The following is a 14,032-nucleotide window of genomic DNA, read 5'->3' as shown; positions in this document are numbered from 1 at the left end:
GGAATGGTGCGTGGTGTTGTACGTAATGGGGTGCGGGTACAGCGGGGCTTACGACTGTGCCGACTTCGCTTCGCGGACCTTGCGCAGGGCTTCGAGCACCGCGGCCGGCACGAAACCGGACACGTCGCCGCCCAGGCGTGCGATCTCGCGGACCAGCGAGGACGAAATGAAGCTGTGCTGCTCGGCCGGGGTCAGGAACAGGGTCTCGACCTCGGGGATCAGGTGGCGGTTCATGCTGGCCATCTGGAACTCGTACTCGAAATCGGACACCGCGCGCAGGCCGCGCAGCAGCACCCCGCCCTGGACCGAGCGTACGAAATGGGCCAGCAGGGTATCGAAGCCGATGACCTCGACGTTGCCGTGGTGGGCCAGCGCGCCACGCGCCAGCTGCACGCGCTGCTCCAGCGGCAGCGCCGGGCCCTTGGACGGGCTCTGCGCCACGCCGACCACGACCTTTTCGAACAACGGCGCGGCGCGGCTCACCAGGTCGATGTGACCGTTGGTGATCGGGTCGAACGTGCCGGGATAGACGGCGATGCGGCGGTTGGCCACGGTCATGGGCGGATGCAGATGTTCAGATGAGGTCAAAGTGTAGCAGTGGCGCGGCGGTACAGGGCAAAGCGCACCTCGCGGGTGCCGCCCTCGCGGTGCAGCAGCCAGTCCGGCGGCAGCATCGGCACGTGGCCGGCCGGCGATTCCAGGTACAGCCAGGCATCGGCGGCCAGGTGCCGGGGCAGCTGGGCCAGCACGTCCTGCCACAGGCCATCGGCGAATGGCGGGTCGATGAAGACCAGGTCGGCCTGCTGCGCGGGTGCGCCCTGCAGCCAGCGCAGGGCATCGGCCTGCACGACGCTGATCTGGTCGCTGGCCTGCAGCTTGGCCACCGCGGCGGTCAGATTACGCCCCAGCTGTGCATCGCGCTCGACCAGGGTGGCGTGGGCGGCACCGCGCGAGACCGCCTCCAGGCCCAGCGCGCCACTGCCGGCGAACAGGTCCAGCACGCGGGCCCCACCGAGCCTGGGCATCAGCCAGTTGAACAGGGTTTCGCGCACACGGTCGCTGCTGGGCCGCAGGCCCGGCAGGGTCGGCACCGGCAGGCGGGTATTGCGCCAGCGCCCGCCGATGATGCGGACCTGGCCGTCATTGCCCCCACGGCCGCTCATCGGCGCCCCCGGCGGAGGTTGTTCGAGAAATTCAGCATGAGCGGGATTGTAATTCGGCCGGGCGGCGCCCGGGGATGCGTCGAATCAACGGCCACCGCAGGTCACCTGGGGGTGCATGGGACTCCAATGTCGGGATCACGCCCCAGCCAGGTCGACTCCATCGCTCTGAAACATCCGCGCATTGACCAGACTCTCTACGAACTCGGCCACTTCCCAAAGGTCATGAGGCTTGATCTTCGCCGGGGACCAATACTGTCCATGGGCAATCCAGTGTCGAAGCTGGAATGCACTGTTGATACGGTCGTACTGGTGATGGGTCAGCACACCCTGCTGCAGCCAGGCCTTGACGATGTCATCCATGAGCGCGGCCTTGTTGCGCTTGCGATTGAACAACCTGATGAGGACCCTGGACAGTCCATCTTTGAGCTTCAGACGCTTTCTGTTTGCGTAGTCCAATCGGAAACATGCTTCCAGAAAGGCCAGCAACGCCATCATGTCCCGATTTTGCTGGACTAGGACGCATGCCTTGCGGCGCTTTTCCAGCTCCTGCCGGGATAGGTCCGAGTTGTCAGGATTGTCTTCGGAAAAGAGCAGGTCGATCGCTGCGCGTGTGGTGGTGTGATGTCCCATCACGTGCATGTAATTGGGAAGATCGGGATTAACGACGAGCGGATTGGCCACGGGCAACATCCATGATGGCCGACTGCAGTGCTTCCGGATCCAGAGCGCTGTAGCGGATCAGGGGTGGAGACGTGGACACTTTCCAGACGTACGCAGCCAGATCCATCGGTTTCGCCGGCTTGTCGGGGCGCGCCCCTTCGGAAGCGGTCGACCCAACAAGTATCGGTCGATCTGCATCCGGCAAGGTCAGCACGAAGCGGACTTTGCCGTGCGGCCCCACGAGGTCCACGCGCCCAGGCGACCCCAGCAGGATCGTCCCTACCGGAACGAAGCGTACGCTGCTGTTTCCCAGGTCGATGTTCAGACTCGGCACCTCGTAACTGCCCAGTAACTCTTCACGGAGCTCCATGCTGGACACATGGACCCTCATGGCGCCGCGCTCTATGTAGGGGAAAAGAATTTCCTGGACAGTCGCATAGAGAATCTTGATTTTCTCCAGCCATTGAGCCTTGCGGTCAACCAAGTTGCCGCGCTCGGCCCTCCCTGCATTCTGCTCCCTGAGGAACTGATCGAAATCCAGATGCCTTGTCATAGCAATTATCGCCATCGAACCGCCCCGCTGAATTGTCTCACGACCCTGACCGGCTTTCCTGGGCAAGACAAGAGATTGAATACGACAATCTAGGCCGCCCCTCTTGGATTAGCCCATCGTGTGCCTGGCTGGCACGGCCTAGGGGACCGACCGGCCGCCTTGAGCAGGGCCAAATCCGACCCACGCGAGGTGATGGCAGCGAACGGCCAAGGCAATCCAATGCGATTCAGCCCCTGCTCGCCCCCTTGATTTCGGGACAATCAGCCATACCCCTTGGCGAGGCCGCACGCGCTGGCGCGGCATTGCACACGGAGCCTTATCGATGACCGAGACCACCCAGACCGAAACCCTTGGCTTCCAGACCGAAGTCAAGCAGCTGCTGCAGCTGATGATCCACTCGCTGTACTCCAACAAGGAAATCTTCCTGCGCGAGCTGGTCTCCAACGCCGCCGATGCCGCCGACAAGCTGCGCTTCGAGGCCCTGACCCAGCCGGCCCTGCTGGAAGGCGACAGCGAGCTGCGCGTGCGCGTCAGCTTCGACCCCAGCGCCCACACCATCACCATCGAAGACAATGGCATCGGCATGAGCCGCGCCGAAGCCATCGCCCACCTCGGCACGATTGCAAAGTCCGGCACCGGCGACTTCCTGCGCCAGCTGTCCGGCGACCAGAAGAAGGATTCGCAGCTGATCGGCCAGTTCGGCGTCGGCTTCTACAGCGCCTTCATCGTCGCCGACGAAGTGGAAGTGACCTCGCGCCGCGCCGGCCTGGCTGCAGCCGAAGGGGTGCGCTGGACCTCGCGCGGCGAAGGCGATTTCGACGTCGCCACCGTCGACAAGGCCGAGCGCGGCACCCGCATCGTGCTGCACCTGAAGGATGGCGAACACGATTTCGCCGATGGCTGGCGCCTGCGCAGCATCCTCAAGAAGTACTCGGACCACATCGGCCTGCCGATCCAGATGCCCAAGGAGGGCGGTGAAGAAGGCGCAGCGGTCGAGTGGGAAACCGTCAACCGCGCCAGCGCACTGTGGACCCGTCCGCGCACCGAAATCAGCGATGCCGAGTACACCGAGTTCTACAAGCACGTCGCGCACGACCACAGCGACCCGCTGGCCTGGAGCCACAACAAGGTCGAGGGCAAGCTGGAGTACACCTCGCTGCTGTACGTGCCCGGCCGCGCGCCGTTCGACCTGTACCACCGTGATGCGCCCAAGGGCCTGAAGCTCTATGTGCAGCGCGTATTCGTGATGGACCAGGCCGAGCAGTTCCTGCCGCTGTACCTGCGCTTCATCAAGGGCGTGGTCGACTCCAACGACCTGTCGCTGAACGTCTCGCGCGAGATCCTGCAGTCCGGCCCGGTCATCGATTCGATGAAGGCGGCGCTGACCAAGCGCTCGCTGGACATGCTGGAGAAGCTGGCCGCCGACAAGCCGGAGCAGTACGCCACGTTCTGGAAGGAATTCGGCCAGGTGCTGAAGGAAGGCCCGGCCGAGGACTACAACAACCGCGAGAAGGTGGCCGGCCTGCTGCGCTTCGCCTCCACCCGTGGCGACGGCGATGCGCAGAACGTGTCGCTGGCCGATTACCTCGGCCGCATGACCGAAGGCCAGGACAGGATCTATTACCTGACCGGCGAGAGCTACAGCCAGGTCCGCAACAGCCCGCACCTGGAAGTGTTCCGCAAGAAGGGCGTGGAAGTGCTGCTGCTGACCGATCGCATCGACGAGTGGCTGATGGGCTACCTGACCGATTTCGACGGCAAGGGCTTCGTCGACATCGCCCGTGGCGACCTCGACCTGGGCGCGCTGGAAAGCGAGTCAGACAAGCAGGAGCAGGAAGCGGCGGCCAAGGACAAGCAGGGCCTGGTCGAGCGCCTGAAGACGGTGCTGGGCGATGACGTGGCCGAAGTGCGCGTCTCGCACCGCCTGACCGATTCGCCGGCGGTGCTGGCCATCGGCGAGCAGGACCTGGGCCTGCAGATGCGCCAGATCCTGGAAGCCAGCGGGCAGAAGGTGCCGGACAGCAAGCCGGTGCTGGAGATCAATCCGGGCCACCCGCTGATTGCCAAGCTCGATGCCGAAGCCGATGGCGCGCGTTTCGACGACCTCGGCCGGGTGCTGTTCGACCAGGCCGCACTGGCCGCTGGTGACAGCCTGAAGGACCCGGGTGCCTACGTGGCGCGCCTGAACAAGCTGCTGCTGGAGCTGTCGGCCTGATCGACAGATCGGGTGCCGGGCAGCGCTTGGCGATGCTCTGGCAGGTGCCAAGCTTGGTTGGCACTGCTGCCCTGGTAGAGGCCAACCTTGGTTGGCGCCCCAAAAGCGTGCCAACCAAGGTTGGCACCTACCAGGGGCAGCGGTTGGCACCTGCCAAAACGGTGTTGCTCAGGCTTCCCGATCCAGCAGCGAGCCCAGCATCTGGTCCTGGCGGCGGATCACGGCGGCATTGGCAGCGAAGGCCACCACCTCGGCTTTCGCGGCCAGCAGATCACCCAGCGGCGCGGTGGCATCGGCGCCGGCGGACGTCACCGAAGCCTGCACCCCACCCTGCCCGGTGGTATTGCGCTGCAACTGCAGGCGCTGGGCATCCGGGGTCGCCAGGTTGGCCACGTTGTGCGCGGCCACCTGCACGCCTTGCTGGGCCGCACGCATCCCGCTGAGGGCAATTCCCATCACGTTGTCCATGGCGGTCTCCGGGCCGCACGACGCAGCCCTCCGGACCGGTTAACGGCCAGTGGGCCGCGACCTTGAGTCCACATCGGCCGGACAGGCCCGAGTGGTAGCATATCCCTCTGATTTCAGCGCCTTTTGCCAATGCTCAGTTTTTTCCGCCGCAAGAAGCCCCAGGATGCCCCCGCAGCGGAGGCACCCAAGACCCAGCACTACTCGGCTGAAGAGCTGGCGGCGGCATTCCCGTCGGCCGCGCCGGTCGAGGACAAGGAACCCGCGCCGGTAGCTGCGCCGGCCGCACCTGCCCCCGTTGAGCCGCCCGCGGCAGCGGTCGCCCCGGTAACGGTCGAGCCCACCCCGGTGGCTCCCGCTCCGGTGGTCCCGGCCGTCCCGGCACCCAGTGCCCCGGCCCCGATCGCGCAGATCGAGGTCGCCCCTGTCGCTGCCCCAGCCATCGAGCCGGTGCCTGCGCCACTGCCGGAACCTGCGCCTGCGCCTGCGCCGACCCCGGCACCTGTCACCGACGACCTGCCTGCCGCCGCCTCGGTCGACGCCGCCCCGGCACCTGCCGGCAAGCCCGGCTGGCGCGAACGCCTGCGCAACAGCGTCATCGCGCGCAGCTTCGGCGGCCTGTTCTCGCGCAATCCCAAGCTCGATGACGACCTGCTGGACGAGCTGGAAACCGCGCTGATCACCGCCGACGTCGGCGTGGGCGCCACCACCGACCTGGTCGAGGGCCTGCGCAAGCGCATGAAGTCGCGCGAGTTCGCCGACGCCAATGCACTGCTTGCCGCGCTGCGCGCCGAGCTGATCGCGATCCTGCAGCCGGTCGCCAAGCCGCTGGTGATCGACCGCAATGCCAAGCCCTTCGTGGTGCTCACCGTCGGCGTCAACGGCGTCGGTAAGACCACCACCATTGGCAAGCTGGCCAAGCGCTTCAAGGATGACGGCCACAGCCTGATGCTGGCCGCCGGCGATACCTTCCGCGCCGCCGCCGTGGCCCAGCTGCAGGCCTGGGGCGAGCGCAACGGCGTGGCCGTGGTCGCGCAGGGGCAGAACGCCGATGCCGCTTCGGTGGCATTCGACGCGCTGCAGGCAGGCAAGGCCCGCGGCACCTCGGTGCTGATCGCCGATACCGCCGGCCGCCTGCACACCCAGTCCGGCCTGATGAACGAGCTGGGCAAGATCCGCCGCGTGCTCGGCAAGATCGATCCCACCGCCCCGCATGAGGTGCTGATGGTGATCGACGGCACCACCGGCCAGAACGCGCTGTCGCAGCTGCGCCAGTTCAATGCTGCGGTGAACGTGACCGGCCTGGTAGTGACCAAGCTGGACGGCACTGCCAAGGGCGGCGTGGTGTTCGCGCTGGCCCGCGAGTTCGGCATTCCGATCCGTTTCGCCGGCATCGGCGAGCGCCCGGAAGACCTGCGCGTGTTCGATCCGGAAGCCTTCGTCGACGCCCTGCTGCCCGAAGCGCTGGGCGCCTGATACACCGTGCAGCCACGCATGGCGTGGCTCTACTGCAATCCGGTAGAGCCACCCCACGGGTGGCTGCCTCTCTGGAACACCGATGCCCCGCCAGCCGCACGCCAGCGCCAAGACTGCCCGGGAAGACGGTTTCGTCGCCCGCCTGCTGCACTGGTTCGACGACCACGGCCGCCACGACCTGCCCTGGCAGCACCCGCGCAGCCCCTACCGGGTCTGGCTGTCGGAAATCATGCTGCAGCAGACCCAGGTGACCACGGTCATCCCGTACTTCCAGCGGTTCCTGCAGCACTTCCCGACCCTGCCCGACCTCGCCGCCGCCAGCAATGACGCGGTGATGGCACAGTGGGCCGGGCTGGGCTACTACGCCCGCGCACGCAACCTGCATGCCGCCGCAAAGCGCTGCGTGGAACTGCACGACGGCGATCTGCCACGTGACTTCGATGCACTGCATGCGCTGCCCGGCATCGGCCGCAGCACCGCCGGCGCGATCCTCAGCCAGGCCTGGAACGACCCGTTCGCGATCCTCGATGGCAACGTCAAGCGCGTGCTCAGCCGCTACCACGGCATCGATGGCTTCCCCGGCCTGCCGGCCATCGAGAAGCAGCTGTGGGCGATCGCCGAGGCGCACGTGGCGCAGGTGCCGGCCGGGCGCATGGCCGACTACACCCAGGCACAGATGGACCTGGGTGCGACCGTGTGCAGCCGCGCCAAGCCGGCCTGCGTGATCTGCCCGCTGCAGGACGACTGCGTGGCGCGCCGCGAAGGCCGCACTGCCGAACTGCCGACGCCAAAGCCCAGCAAGTCCCTGCCCGAACGGGAAGCGGTGGCCCTGCTGCTGCGCGACGCCCAGCAGCGCGTGCTGCTGCAGAAGCGGCCGGACACCGGCATCTGGGCGCAGCTGTGGACGCTGCCGCAGGCCGACGCCGGCAGCGAGCTGCAGGACTGGTTCGACGTGCACGTTGAAGGCTCTCTGGAAGACGCCGAAGAGCTGCCGGTGCTGCAGCACACTTTCAGCCACTACAAGCTGCATCTGCAGGTACTGTCGCGGCAGGTACACGGCCTGCGCGTGGAAGAACCCACGCTGCGCTGGGTCGCCACCGACGAGCTGCCCGCGCTGGGCTTGCCAGCCCCCATCCGCAAGCTGCTCGACGGCGCCACGATCAAGGCGCCGAAACGAACGTCCAAGAAACCCCGCAACCACGAGTGAGTGCCATGTCCCGAACCGTCTTCTGCCAGTATGAACAACGCGATGCCGAGGGCCTGGACTTCGTGCCCTACCCCGGCGAACTGGGCCAGCGCATCTTCAACAACATCGGCAAGCAGGCCTGGGCTGCGTGGCTCGCGCACCAGACCATGCTGATCAACGAGAACCGCCTGTCGCCGCGCACCCCGGAACATCGCGCGTTCCTTGAAGGCGAACTGGTCAAGTTCTTGTTCGAGAAGGACGCGGAAAAGCCGGCCGGTTTCACCCCGGAAGCCTGACACGCAGGTAGTGCCGGCCGCTGGCCGGCAACCTGGCATCTGCGCGATGCCGGCCAGCGGCCGGCACTACCATGCTATTTTGCGGTTTCCGCCTCGCGCTCCTGCACCTGCGCCTGGCGCAGCTCCTGCTCGGAAGTGCGCAACGCCTTCACGTCCAGCTTGCGGATGCTGTTGATGAAGCACGGCATGCGCGGGCCACCGGTCGGGTCGCGCACCAGCACCTTGTCGAAACGCGACGACACCCTGCCCATGCTGCTGGTCAACCCGATGGCGGTGGCGTAGGACAGGTCCGGGCACGGGCCACTCAATTCCAGCAGGTAGGCCTCGCTCGGCCGGGTCCAGACCGCCAGGGCGCTGTCACCCAGCTCGGTCCAGCCATTGAGGCTGCCGAAGAACTGCATGTCGTTCTGCGGCGCGCCGGCGTGGGCACGGTACAGATCCAGTTTCTCGGTACTGCTGAGCCGGCCGGTGGTCGCGCAGGCGGCCAGCGCCAGGCAGAGTCCGGCGATCAGGATCGGGGTCTTCATGGCGATCTCCTCAGGGAACCTGCTGCGATCATGCGCCGGCCGATGTGCGGCCGGCGCGATGGCAGGTAAACCCGTTCAGGCGCCGGGAGGCGGGCGTTGCCGGCCGCTCAGACGTCGGCGTGGGCCAGTGCGTGCAGGCGCCCTTCGCGCAGCTCCAGCACCCGGTCCAGGCGCCGCGCCAGGCTGCGGTCGTGGGTGACCAGCACCAGGCTGGTATGACGCGCGCGGTTGAGTTCCAGCATCAGCTCGAACACGGTGCCCGCGGTACGGTCATCCAGGTTGCCGGTCGGCTCGTCGCCGAGCACGCAGGCCGGATGATTGACCAGCGCACGTGCCACCGCGGCACGTTGGCGTTCGCCGCCGGACAACTCGCCCGGCTTGTGGTCCAGGCGATGGCCGAGGCCGACCGCTTCCAGCAGCGTGGTGGCCCGGCTGCTCGCTTCGGCCACGGCGGTGCCGGCCAGCAGCACCGGCATCATCACGTTTTCCAGCGCGGTGAACTCAGGCAGCAGGTGGTGGAACTGGTAGACGAAGCCCAGCGCCTGGTTGCGCAGCAGGCCACGCGCGGTGTCCGACAGCGCCGACATGCGCTGGCCGGTCACGTAGACCTCGCCCGCGGTCGGAATATCCAGCCCGCCCAGCAGGTGCAGCAGCGTGCTCTTGCCCGCACCAGAGGCGCCGATGATCGCCACGGTTTCGCCGGCGGTCACGGTCAGGTCCAGGCCATCGAACACCGGGGTCTGCATGCGCCCTTCGGCGTAGGTCTTGCCCAGTGCTTCGGCGCGGATCACTTCATCGCCGCGGTTGAAGACCTTATTCATAACGCAGGGCCTCCGCCGGCTGGGTGCGTGCTGCCCGCCAGGCGGGATACAGGGTGGCCAGGAAGCTCATCAGCAGCGCGACCACGGTGATCGCCACCACGTCGCCGGTCTGCATGTCGGTCGGCAGGCCGGTGATGTAGTAGACGTCCTCCGGCAGCAGCTTGACGTTGAACACGCTCTCGATGGCACCAAGGATGCGTTCCAGGTTGAGGGTCAGAGTGATGCCGCCGATCAGGCCGGCCAGCGTGCCGAAGATGCCGATCAGCGAACCCTGCACCATGAACACCTGCATCACCCCGCCCGGGGTCAGGCCCAGCGTGCGCAGGATCGCGATGTCGGCCTGCTTGTCGGTCACCAGCATCACCTGCGAGGACACCAGGTTGAAGGCGCCCATGGCGATGATCAGCGACAGCAGGATGCCCATCACCACCTTCTCCATGCGCAGCGAGTGGTAGAGGTTGGCGTTCTGCTGGGTCCAGTCACTCACGCGGTACGCACCGCCAAGGCTCTGCGCCAGATCCACGCCCACTTCCAGCGAGCGGTCCATGTCGTGCAGCTTCAGCCGCACGCCGGTGGCACCGTCGCTGCGCAGCACGCGCTCCAGGTCCTGCATGTTGGCGAAGCCGACGCCGCGGTCGACCTCGTTGTAGCCGGCCTCGAAGATGCCGCTGACGGTGAAGCGTTTCATTCGTGGCACCGCACCGGCAGGCGTGCCCTGCACTTCGGCGAAGGTCACCAGCACCTGGTCGCCGACATCAACGCCCAGCCAGATCGCCAGCTCCTTGCCCAGCAGCAGGTTGAAGCTGCCCGGCGTGAGGCTGTCATAGCTGCCCTTGGTGACCTTCTTGTCGATCACCGACACCTTCGGCTCCAGCGCCGGATCGATGCCCTGGATGATCGCACCCTGCACGCGCGGGCCGCTGATCATCGACTGGATCTCGATGTACGGCGCTGCACCGGCCACGCGCGGATCCTTGCGGGCGATGTCGACCACGCGCATCCAGTCCGGCATCGGCTCGCCGTCGCGGCTGATGGTGGTGTGGGCGGTCATCTGCAGCAGGCGGCTGCGGATTTCCTTCTGGAAACCGCTCATCACCGCCAGGGTGGTGATCAGCACCGTGACGCCGAGCGCGATGCCCAGGATCGATGCCATCGAGATGAAGGAGATGAAGCCGTTGCGGCGCTTGGCGCGCAGGTAGCGCAGGCCAATGGCCACGGGAATGGGTTTGAACATGCAGGCACGCCGGTCAATTCAGCTTATGGTGCCATCGTACGGGGCCGACGGGAAACGGCGCGTGCGGCCACGGCCAGTCGCAGTTCACGTCGCTGTCCGGAATCCAGCACATCGGGCCAGAACAGCATGCGTTGGCGGCGCTGGTCCCGGTGCCAGAGCAACAGCAGCCACGGCCCGCGCACCACCAGCCGGGGGGCCTCGACCTCCTGCCCGGCCACCCGCATCGGCTCGGGAAGCGGAGGCAGGAGCACCGGCACGCGTGGCCTGCGCTGGCGCCAGGCCAGTTCGGCCAGGCCCACGCACCAGGCCAGCACCACCGCGGGCATCAGCAGCCGTGAAGGCAGATCCGATGCACGCAGCAGCCACGGCGCAGCCAGCAGCACCGCCAACTGGGCGGCGGCCTGCAGCCGCGAGGGGCGCCACTCAAGGCTTGAGGGCGAGGATCTTCTGCATGAGGGGGATCGCGTGCGCATGCGGGCAGGCCTCGTAGCCCATGAACCAGCGCCACAACTTATCGTCCTCGCAGTCGAGCAGGAACAGGAAAACCTCGCGCTCTTCGGTCGGCGCAGTGCTCCACTCATGGTCCAGGTAACGGCCGAACAGCTGGTCCAGCTCACGCATGCCGCGGCGGCAGCGCCAGCGCAGCTTCTTCAGCAGAACATCTTCTTCCATCGTGTTTCTCCAGATACAGCAAAGCCACGCATGGCGTGGCTCTGCTGGGGTGGCACAGCCACGCGTGGCGTGGCTCTACCCGGTACAGCCGGGCCCGATCAGGCGCGGCGTTCCATCATCAGCTTCTTGATCTCGGCGATCGCCAGCGCCGGGTTCAGGCCCTTCGGGCAGGTCCGGGCGCAGTTCATGATGGTGTGGCAGCGGTACAGCTTGAACGGATCTTCCAGATCGTCCAGGCGCGCACCGGTGTCCTCATCGCGCGAGTCGATGATCCAGCGGTAGGCCTGCAGCAGGATCGCCGGGCCCAGGTAACGCTCGCCGTTCCACCAGTAGCTCGGGCAGCTGGTCGAGCAGCAGGCGCACAGGATGCACTCGTACAGGCCATCCAGCTTCTTGCGGTCTTCCGGCGACTGCAGGCGCTCACGGTCCGGCGGCGCCGGGGTCTGGGTGCGGATCCACGGCTTGATCGACGCGTACTGCGCGTAGAAGTGGGTCAGGTCCGGAACCAGATCCTTGACCACGTTCATGTGCGGCAGCGGGTAGATCGGCACTTCCTTCTTGCCGCAGTCCGAGATGGCTCGGGTGCAGGCCAGGGTGTTGGTGCCGTCGATGTTCATCGCGCACGAACCACAGATACCTTCGCGGCAGGAGCGGCGGAAGGTCAGGGTCGGGTCGATCTCGTTCTTGATCTTGATCAGGGCGTCCAGGACCATCGGGCCACAGGCATCCAGATCGACTTCATAGGTATCGGTGCGCGGGTTGCTGTCGTCGTCCGGACTCCAGCGGTAGATCTTGAAGGTGCGCACGTTCTTGCCGCCGTTCTTGACGGGGAAGTGCTTGCCCTTCGTGATCTTGGAATTCTTGGGGAGTGAAAACTCGGCCATGGCTGCTCTCGTTGGCTCAGGCGGCCCGCGCCCGTGGGCGCGGATTGCATGGTAGGCGGGGTCGGATCAGTACACGCGCGGCTTCGGCGGCACCACGGACACGTCGTCGGTCAACGTGTACATGTGCACCGGACGGTAGTCGAAGCTGCACTTGCCCTTCTCGTCGACGCTGACCAGGGTGTGCTTCTGCCAGTTGACGTCGTCGCGGTCCGGATAGTCCTCGTGCGCATGCGCGCCGCGGCTTTCCTTGCGCTGTTCGGCCGAGTTGATCGTCGCCACCGCGTTGAGCAGCAGGTTGTTCAGCTCGTAGGTCTCGATCAGGTCCGAGTTCCAGACCAGCGAACGGTCGGAGACCTTCACGTCCTGGAACGAGTCGAAGATCTTGTCCATCTTCTCGCAGCCTTCCTTCAGCGTCTGGCTGGTGCGGAAGACCGCCGCGTCGGCCTGCATGGTGCGCTGCATGCGATCGCGGATGACCGAGGTCGGGGTATCGCCGTTGGCGTGGCGCAACTTGTCCAGCAGGCCCAGCGCCTTGTCGCAGGCATCGGCCGGCAGCGGCTTGTGCGAAGCGCCCGGCTTGATGGTCTCGGCGCAGCGGTTGGCCACCGCACGGCCGAACACCACCAGGTCCAGCAGCGAGTTCGAGCCCAGGCGGTTGGCGCCGTGCACGGACACGCAGGCCGCTTCACCGATGGCGTACAGGCCCGGCACGACCGCATCCGGGTTGTCGCCGACCTTGCGCACGACTTCGCCGTGGTAGTTGGTCGGGATGCCACCCATGTTGTAGTGCACGGTCGGGATGACCGGGATCGGCTGCTTGTGCACGTCGACGCCGGCGAAGATGCGGGCGCTCTCGGCGATGCCCGGCAGCTTCTCGTCGATCACGCCCGGGCCGAGGTGGGTCAGGTCGAGCAGGATGTGGTCCTTGTGCTCGCCGACGCCGCGGCCTTCGCGGATCTCGATGGTCATCGAACGGCTGACCACGTCGCGCGAGGCCAGGTCCTTGTAGTGCGGTGCGTAGCGCTCCATGAAGCGCTCGCCGCTGCTGTTGCGCAGGATGCCGCCTTCACCGCGGACACCCTCGGTGATCAGGCAGCCGGCGCCGTAGATGCCGGTCGGGTGGAACTGCACGAACTCCATGTCCTGCATGGCGATGCCGGCACGCATGGCCAAGCCGCCACCGTCGCCGGTGCAGGTGTGCGCCGAGGTGGCGCTGAAGTAGGCACGGCCGTAACCGCCGGTGGCCAGCACCACGCCCTGGGCGCGGAACAGGTGCAGGGTGCCGTCGGACATGTCCAGCGCCAGCACACCGCGGCAGGCGCCTTCGTCATCGAAGATCAGGTCGAGTGCGAAGTACTCGATCATGAAGCGCGCATCGTGCTTCAGCGACTGCTGGTACAGGGTGTGCAGCATCGCGTGGCCGGTACGGTCGGCCGCCGCGCAGGTACGCTGCGCCGCCGGGCCTTCGCCGTACTTGGTGGTCATGCCACCGAACGGACGCTGGTAGATCTTGCCTTCGGCGGTGCGCGAGAACGGCACGCCGTAGTGTTCGAGCTCGATGATGGCCGGGATGGCCTCACGGCACATGTATTCGATGGCGTCCTGGTCGCCCAGCCAGTCCGACCCCTTGATGGTGTCGAAGAAGTGGTAGCGCCAGTCGTCCTCGCCCATGTTGGCGAGTGCGGCCGAGATACCGCCCTGGGCGGCAACGGTGTGCGAACGGGTCGGGAAGACCTTGGTCAGGCACACGGTCTGCAGGCCCTTGGCGGCCAGGCCGAACGTGGCGCGCAGGCCGGCACCGCCGGCGCCGACCACGACCATGTCGTACTTGTGTTCGGTGATCTTGTAAGCGGACATCTAATCTGGATTCCTGTGTTGGT

General features: G+C 66.5%; 16 protein-coding genes. 4 read left to right on the top strand and 12 right to left on the bottom strand.

The window, feature by feature from the left end:
* Positions 1–48: 48 nt before the first annotated feature.
* From coaD to AB1281_RS06480, 4 genes are all read right to left on the bottom strand, one after another.
* The gene (gene coaD / locus AB1281_RS06495) at positions 49–558 is read right to left on the bottom strand and encodes a pantetheine-phosphate adenylyltransferase (protein WP_014036814.1); all 510 of its coding nucleotides are present in this window, start codon (positions 556–558) and stop codon (positions 49–51) included.
* Between the two features lie 26 nt (positions 559–584).
* Entirely contained in the window at positions 585–1,163 is a 579-nt protein-coding gene (gene rsmD, locus AB1281_RS06490) for a 16S rRNA (guanine(966)-N(2))-methyltransferase RsmD (protein ID WP_430345348.1), read from the bottom strand.
* Positions 1,164–1,298: 135 nt separating this feature from the next.
* Positions 1,299–1,844 carry a hypothetical protein gene (locus AB1281_RS06485; RefSeq protein ID WP_430345347.1) on the bottom strand — a complete coding sequence of 182 codons (546 nt, stop codon included), beginning with the start codon at positions 1,842–1,844 and terminating at the stop codon, positions 1,299–1,301.
* Positions 1,822–2,376, bottom strand: coding sequence for a hypothetical protein (locus tag AB1281_RS06480; protein WP_430345346.1), 555 nt, complete (start codon positions 2,374–2,376; stop codon positions 1,822–1,824). The genes AB1281_RS06485 and AB1281_RS06480 overlap by 23 nt, the downstream gene beginning before the upstream one ends.
* A 322-nt stretch (positions 2,377–2,698) precedes the next feature.
* On the opposite strand from AB1281_RS06480, the gene htpG reads away from it, so the two are divergent.
* On the top strand, positions 2,699–4,591 hold the full coding sequence (htpG, locus tag AB1281_RS06475) for a molecular chaperone HtpG (RefSeq protein ID WP_430345345.1): 1,893 nt from the start codon (positions 2,699–2,701) through the stop codon (positions 4,589–4,591).
* A 168-nt stretch (positions 4,592–4,759) separates the two neighbouring features.
* On the opposite strand, the gene AB1281_RS06470 is transcribed toward htpG, so the two are convergent.
* Positions 4,760–5,059, bottom strand: coding sequence for a hypothetical protein (locus AB1281_RS06470; protein ID WP_430345344.1), 300 nt, complete (start codon positions 5,057–5,059; stop codon positions 4,760–4,762).
* Positions 5,060–5,188: 129 nt separating this feature from the next.
* Here AB1281_RS06470 and ftsY point away from each other — a divergent pair, with 129 nt between their 5' ends.
* The 3 genes from ftsY to AB1281_RS06455 all read left to right on the top strand — a co-directional run bounded on the left by ftsY (position 5,189) and on the right by AB1281_RS06455 (position 8,014).
* Positions 5,189–6,532: a signal recognition particle-docking protein FtsY gene (gene ftsY / locus AB1281_RS06465; protein ID WP_430345343.1), complete on the top strand. Its 1,344-nt coding sequence runs from the start codon at positions 5,189–5,191 to the stop codon at positions 6,530–6,532.
* Between the two features lie 82 nt (positions 6,533–6,614).
* Positions 6,615–7,739: an A/G-specific adenine glycosylase gene (gene mutY, locus AB1281_RS06460; RefSeq protein ID WP_430345342.1), complete on the top strand. Its 1,125-nt coding sequence runs from the start codon at positions 6,615–6,617 to the stop codon at positions 7,737–7,739.
* Positions 7,740–7,744: 5 nt separating this feature from the next.
* Positions 7,745–8,014 carry an oxidative damage protection protein gene (locus AB1281_RS06455; RefSeq protein WP_004153160.1) on the top strand — a complete coding sequence of 90 codons (270 nt, stop codon included), beginning with the start codon at positions 7,745–7,747 and terminating at the stop codon, positions 8,012–8,014.
* 74 nt (positions 8,015–8,088) lie between these two features.
* Here the strand turns inward: AB1281_RS06455 and AB1281_RS06450 are convergent, their stop codons facing one another.
* The 7 genes from AB1281_RS06450 to sdhA all read right to left on the bottom strand — a co-directional run bounded on the left by AB1281_RS06450 (position 8,089) and on the right by sdhA (position 14,009).
* Complete coding sequence (locus AB1281_RS06450; protein WP_075674751.1) at positions 8,089–8,541, bottom strand: DUF6491 family protein; 453 nt, start codon at positions 8,539–8,541, stop codon at positions 8,089–8,091.
* 107 nt (positions 8,542–8,648) lie between these two features.
* Complete coding sequence (gene lolD, locus AB1281_RS06445) at positions 8,649–9,362, bottom strand: lipoprotein-releasing ABC transporter ATP-binding protein LolD (RefSeq protein WP_014036806.1); 714 nt, start codon at positions 9,360–9,362, stop codon at positions 8,649–8,651.
* Positions 9,355–10,596, bottom strand: a complete 1,242-nt coding sequence (locus AB1281_RS06440; RefSeq protein WP_014036805.1) for a lipoprotein-releasing ABC transporter permease subunit — start codon at positions 10,594–10,596, stop codon at positions 9,355–9,357. Before AB1281_RS06440 ends, lolD begins: the two co-directional genes overlap by 8 nt.
* Before the next feature lie 23 nt (positions 10,597–10,619).
* Positions 10,620–11,069, bottom strand: coding sequence for a hypothetical protein (locus AB1281_RS06435; protein ID WP_430345341.1), 450 nt, complete (start codon positions 11,067–11,069; stop codon positions 10,620–10,622).
* Entirely contained in the window at positions 11,020–11,268 is a 249-nt protein-coding gene (locus tag AB1281_RS06430; RefSeq protein WP_005409080.1) for a succinate dehydrogenase assembly factor 2, read from the bottom strand. The genes AB1281_RS06435 and AB1281_RS06430 overlap by 50 nt, the downstream gene beginning before the upstream one ends.
* 98 nt (positions 11,269–11,366) lie before the next feature.
* Complete coding sequence (locus AB1281_RS06425; protein WP_005409079.1) at positions 11,367–12,152, bottom strand: succinate dehydrogenase iron-sulfur subunit; 786 nt, start codon at positions 12,150–12,152, stop codon at positions 11,367–11,369.
* Between the two features lie 66 nt (positions 12,153–12,218).
* Positions 12,219–14,009 carry a succinate dehydrogenase flavoprotein subunit gene (sdhA, locus tag AB1281_RS06420; RefSeq protein WP_049445482.1) on the bottom strand — a complete coding sequence of 597 codons (1,791 nt, stop codon included), beginning with the start codon at positions 14,007–14,009 and terminating at the stop codon, positions 12,219–12,221.
* Positions 14,010–14,032: the final 23 nt, after the last annotated feature.

The sequence above is a fragment of the Stenotrophomonas sp. NRRL B-14846 genome (genome assembly GCF_050473585.1).
In the GTDB taxonomy this organism is placed as follows: domain Bacteria; phylum Pseudomonadota; class Gammaproteobacteria; order Xanthomonadales; family Xanthomonadaceae; genus Stenotrophomonas.
This window is presented reverse-complemented; position numbering and strand designations above follow the sequence as displayed.

Coding starts and splice junctions, on each gene's coding strand:
- coaD (WP_014036814.1), bottom strand. CDS start 558: ATGACCGTGGCCAACCGCCGCATCGCCGTCTATCCCGGCACGTTCGAC.
- rsmD (WP_430345348.1), bottom strand. CDS start 1,163: ATGAGCGGCCGTGGGGGCAATGACGGCCAGGTCCGCATCATCGGCGGG.
- AB1281_RS06480 (WP_430345346.1), bottom strand. CDS start 2,376: ATGACAAGGCATCTGGATTTCGATCAGTTCCTCAGGGAGCAGAATGCA.
- htpG (WP_430345345.1), top strand. CDS start 2,699: ATGACCGAGACCACCCAGACCGAAACCCTTGGCTTCCAGACCGAAGTC.
- AB1281_RS06470 (WP_430345344.1), bottom strand. CDS start 5,059: ATGGACAACGTGATGGGAATTGCCCTCAGCGGGATGCGTGCGGCCCAG.
- ftsY (WP_430345343.1), top strand. CDS start 5,189: ATGCTCAGTTTTTTCCGCCGCAAGAAGCCCCAGGATGCCCCCGCAGCG.
- mutY (WP_430345342.1), top strand. CDS start 6,615: ATGCCCCGCCAGCCGCACGCCAGCGCCAAGACTGCCCGGGAAGACGGT.
- AB1281_RS06455 (WP_004153160.1), top strand. CDS start 7,745: ATGTCCCGAACCGTCTTCTGCCAGTATGAACAACGCGATGCCGAGGGC.
- AB1281_RS06450 (WP_075674751.1), bottom strand. CDS start 8,541: ATGAAGACCCCGATCCTGATCGCCGGACTCTGCCTGGCGCTGGCCGCC.
- lolD (WP_014036806.1), bottom strand. CDS start 9,362: ATGAATAAGGTCTTCAACCGCGGCGATGAAGTGATCCGCGCCGAAGCA.
- AB1281_RS06440 (WP_014036805.1), bottom strand. CDS start 10,596: ATGTTCAAACCCATTCCCGTGGCCATTGGCCTGCGCTACCTGCGCGCC.
- AB1281_RS06435 (WP_430345341.1), bottom strand. CDS start 11,069: ATGCGCACGCGATCCCCCTCATGCAGAAGATCCTCGCCCTCAAGCCTT.
- AB1281_RS06430 (WP_005409080.1), bottom strand. CDS start 11,268: ATGGAAGAAGATGTTCTGCTGAAGAAGCTGCGCTGGCGCTGCCGCCGC.
- AB1281_RS06425 (WP_005409079.1), bottom strand. CDS start 12,152: ATGGCCGAGTTTTCACTCCCCAAGAATTCCAAGATCACGAAGGGCAAG.
- sdhA (WP_049445482.1), bottom strand. CDS start 14,009: ATGTCCGCTTACAAGATCACCGAACACAAGTACGACATGGTCGTGGTC.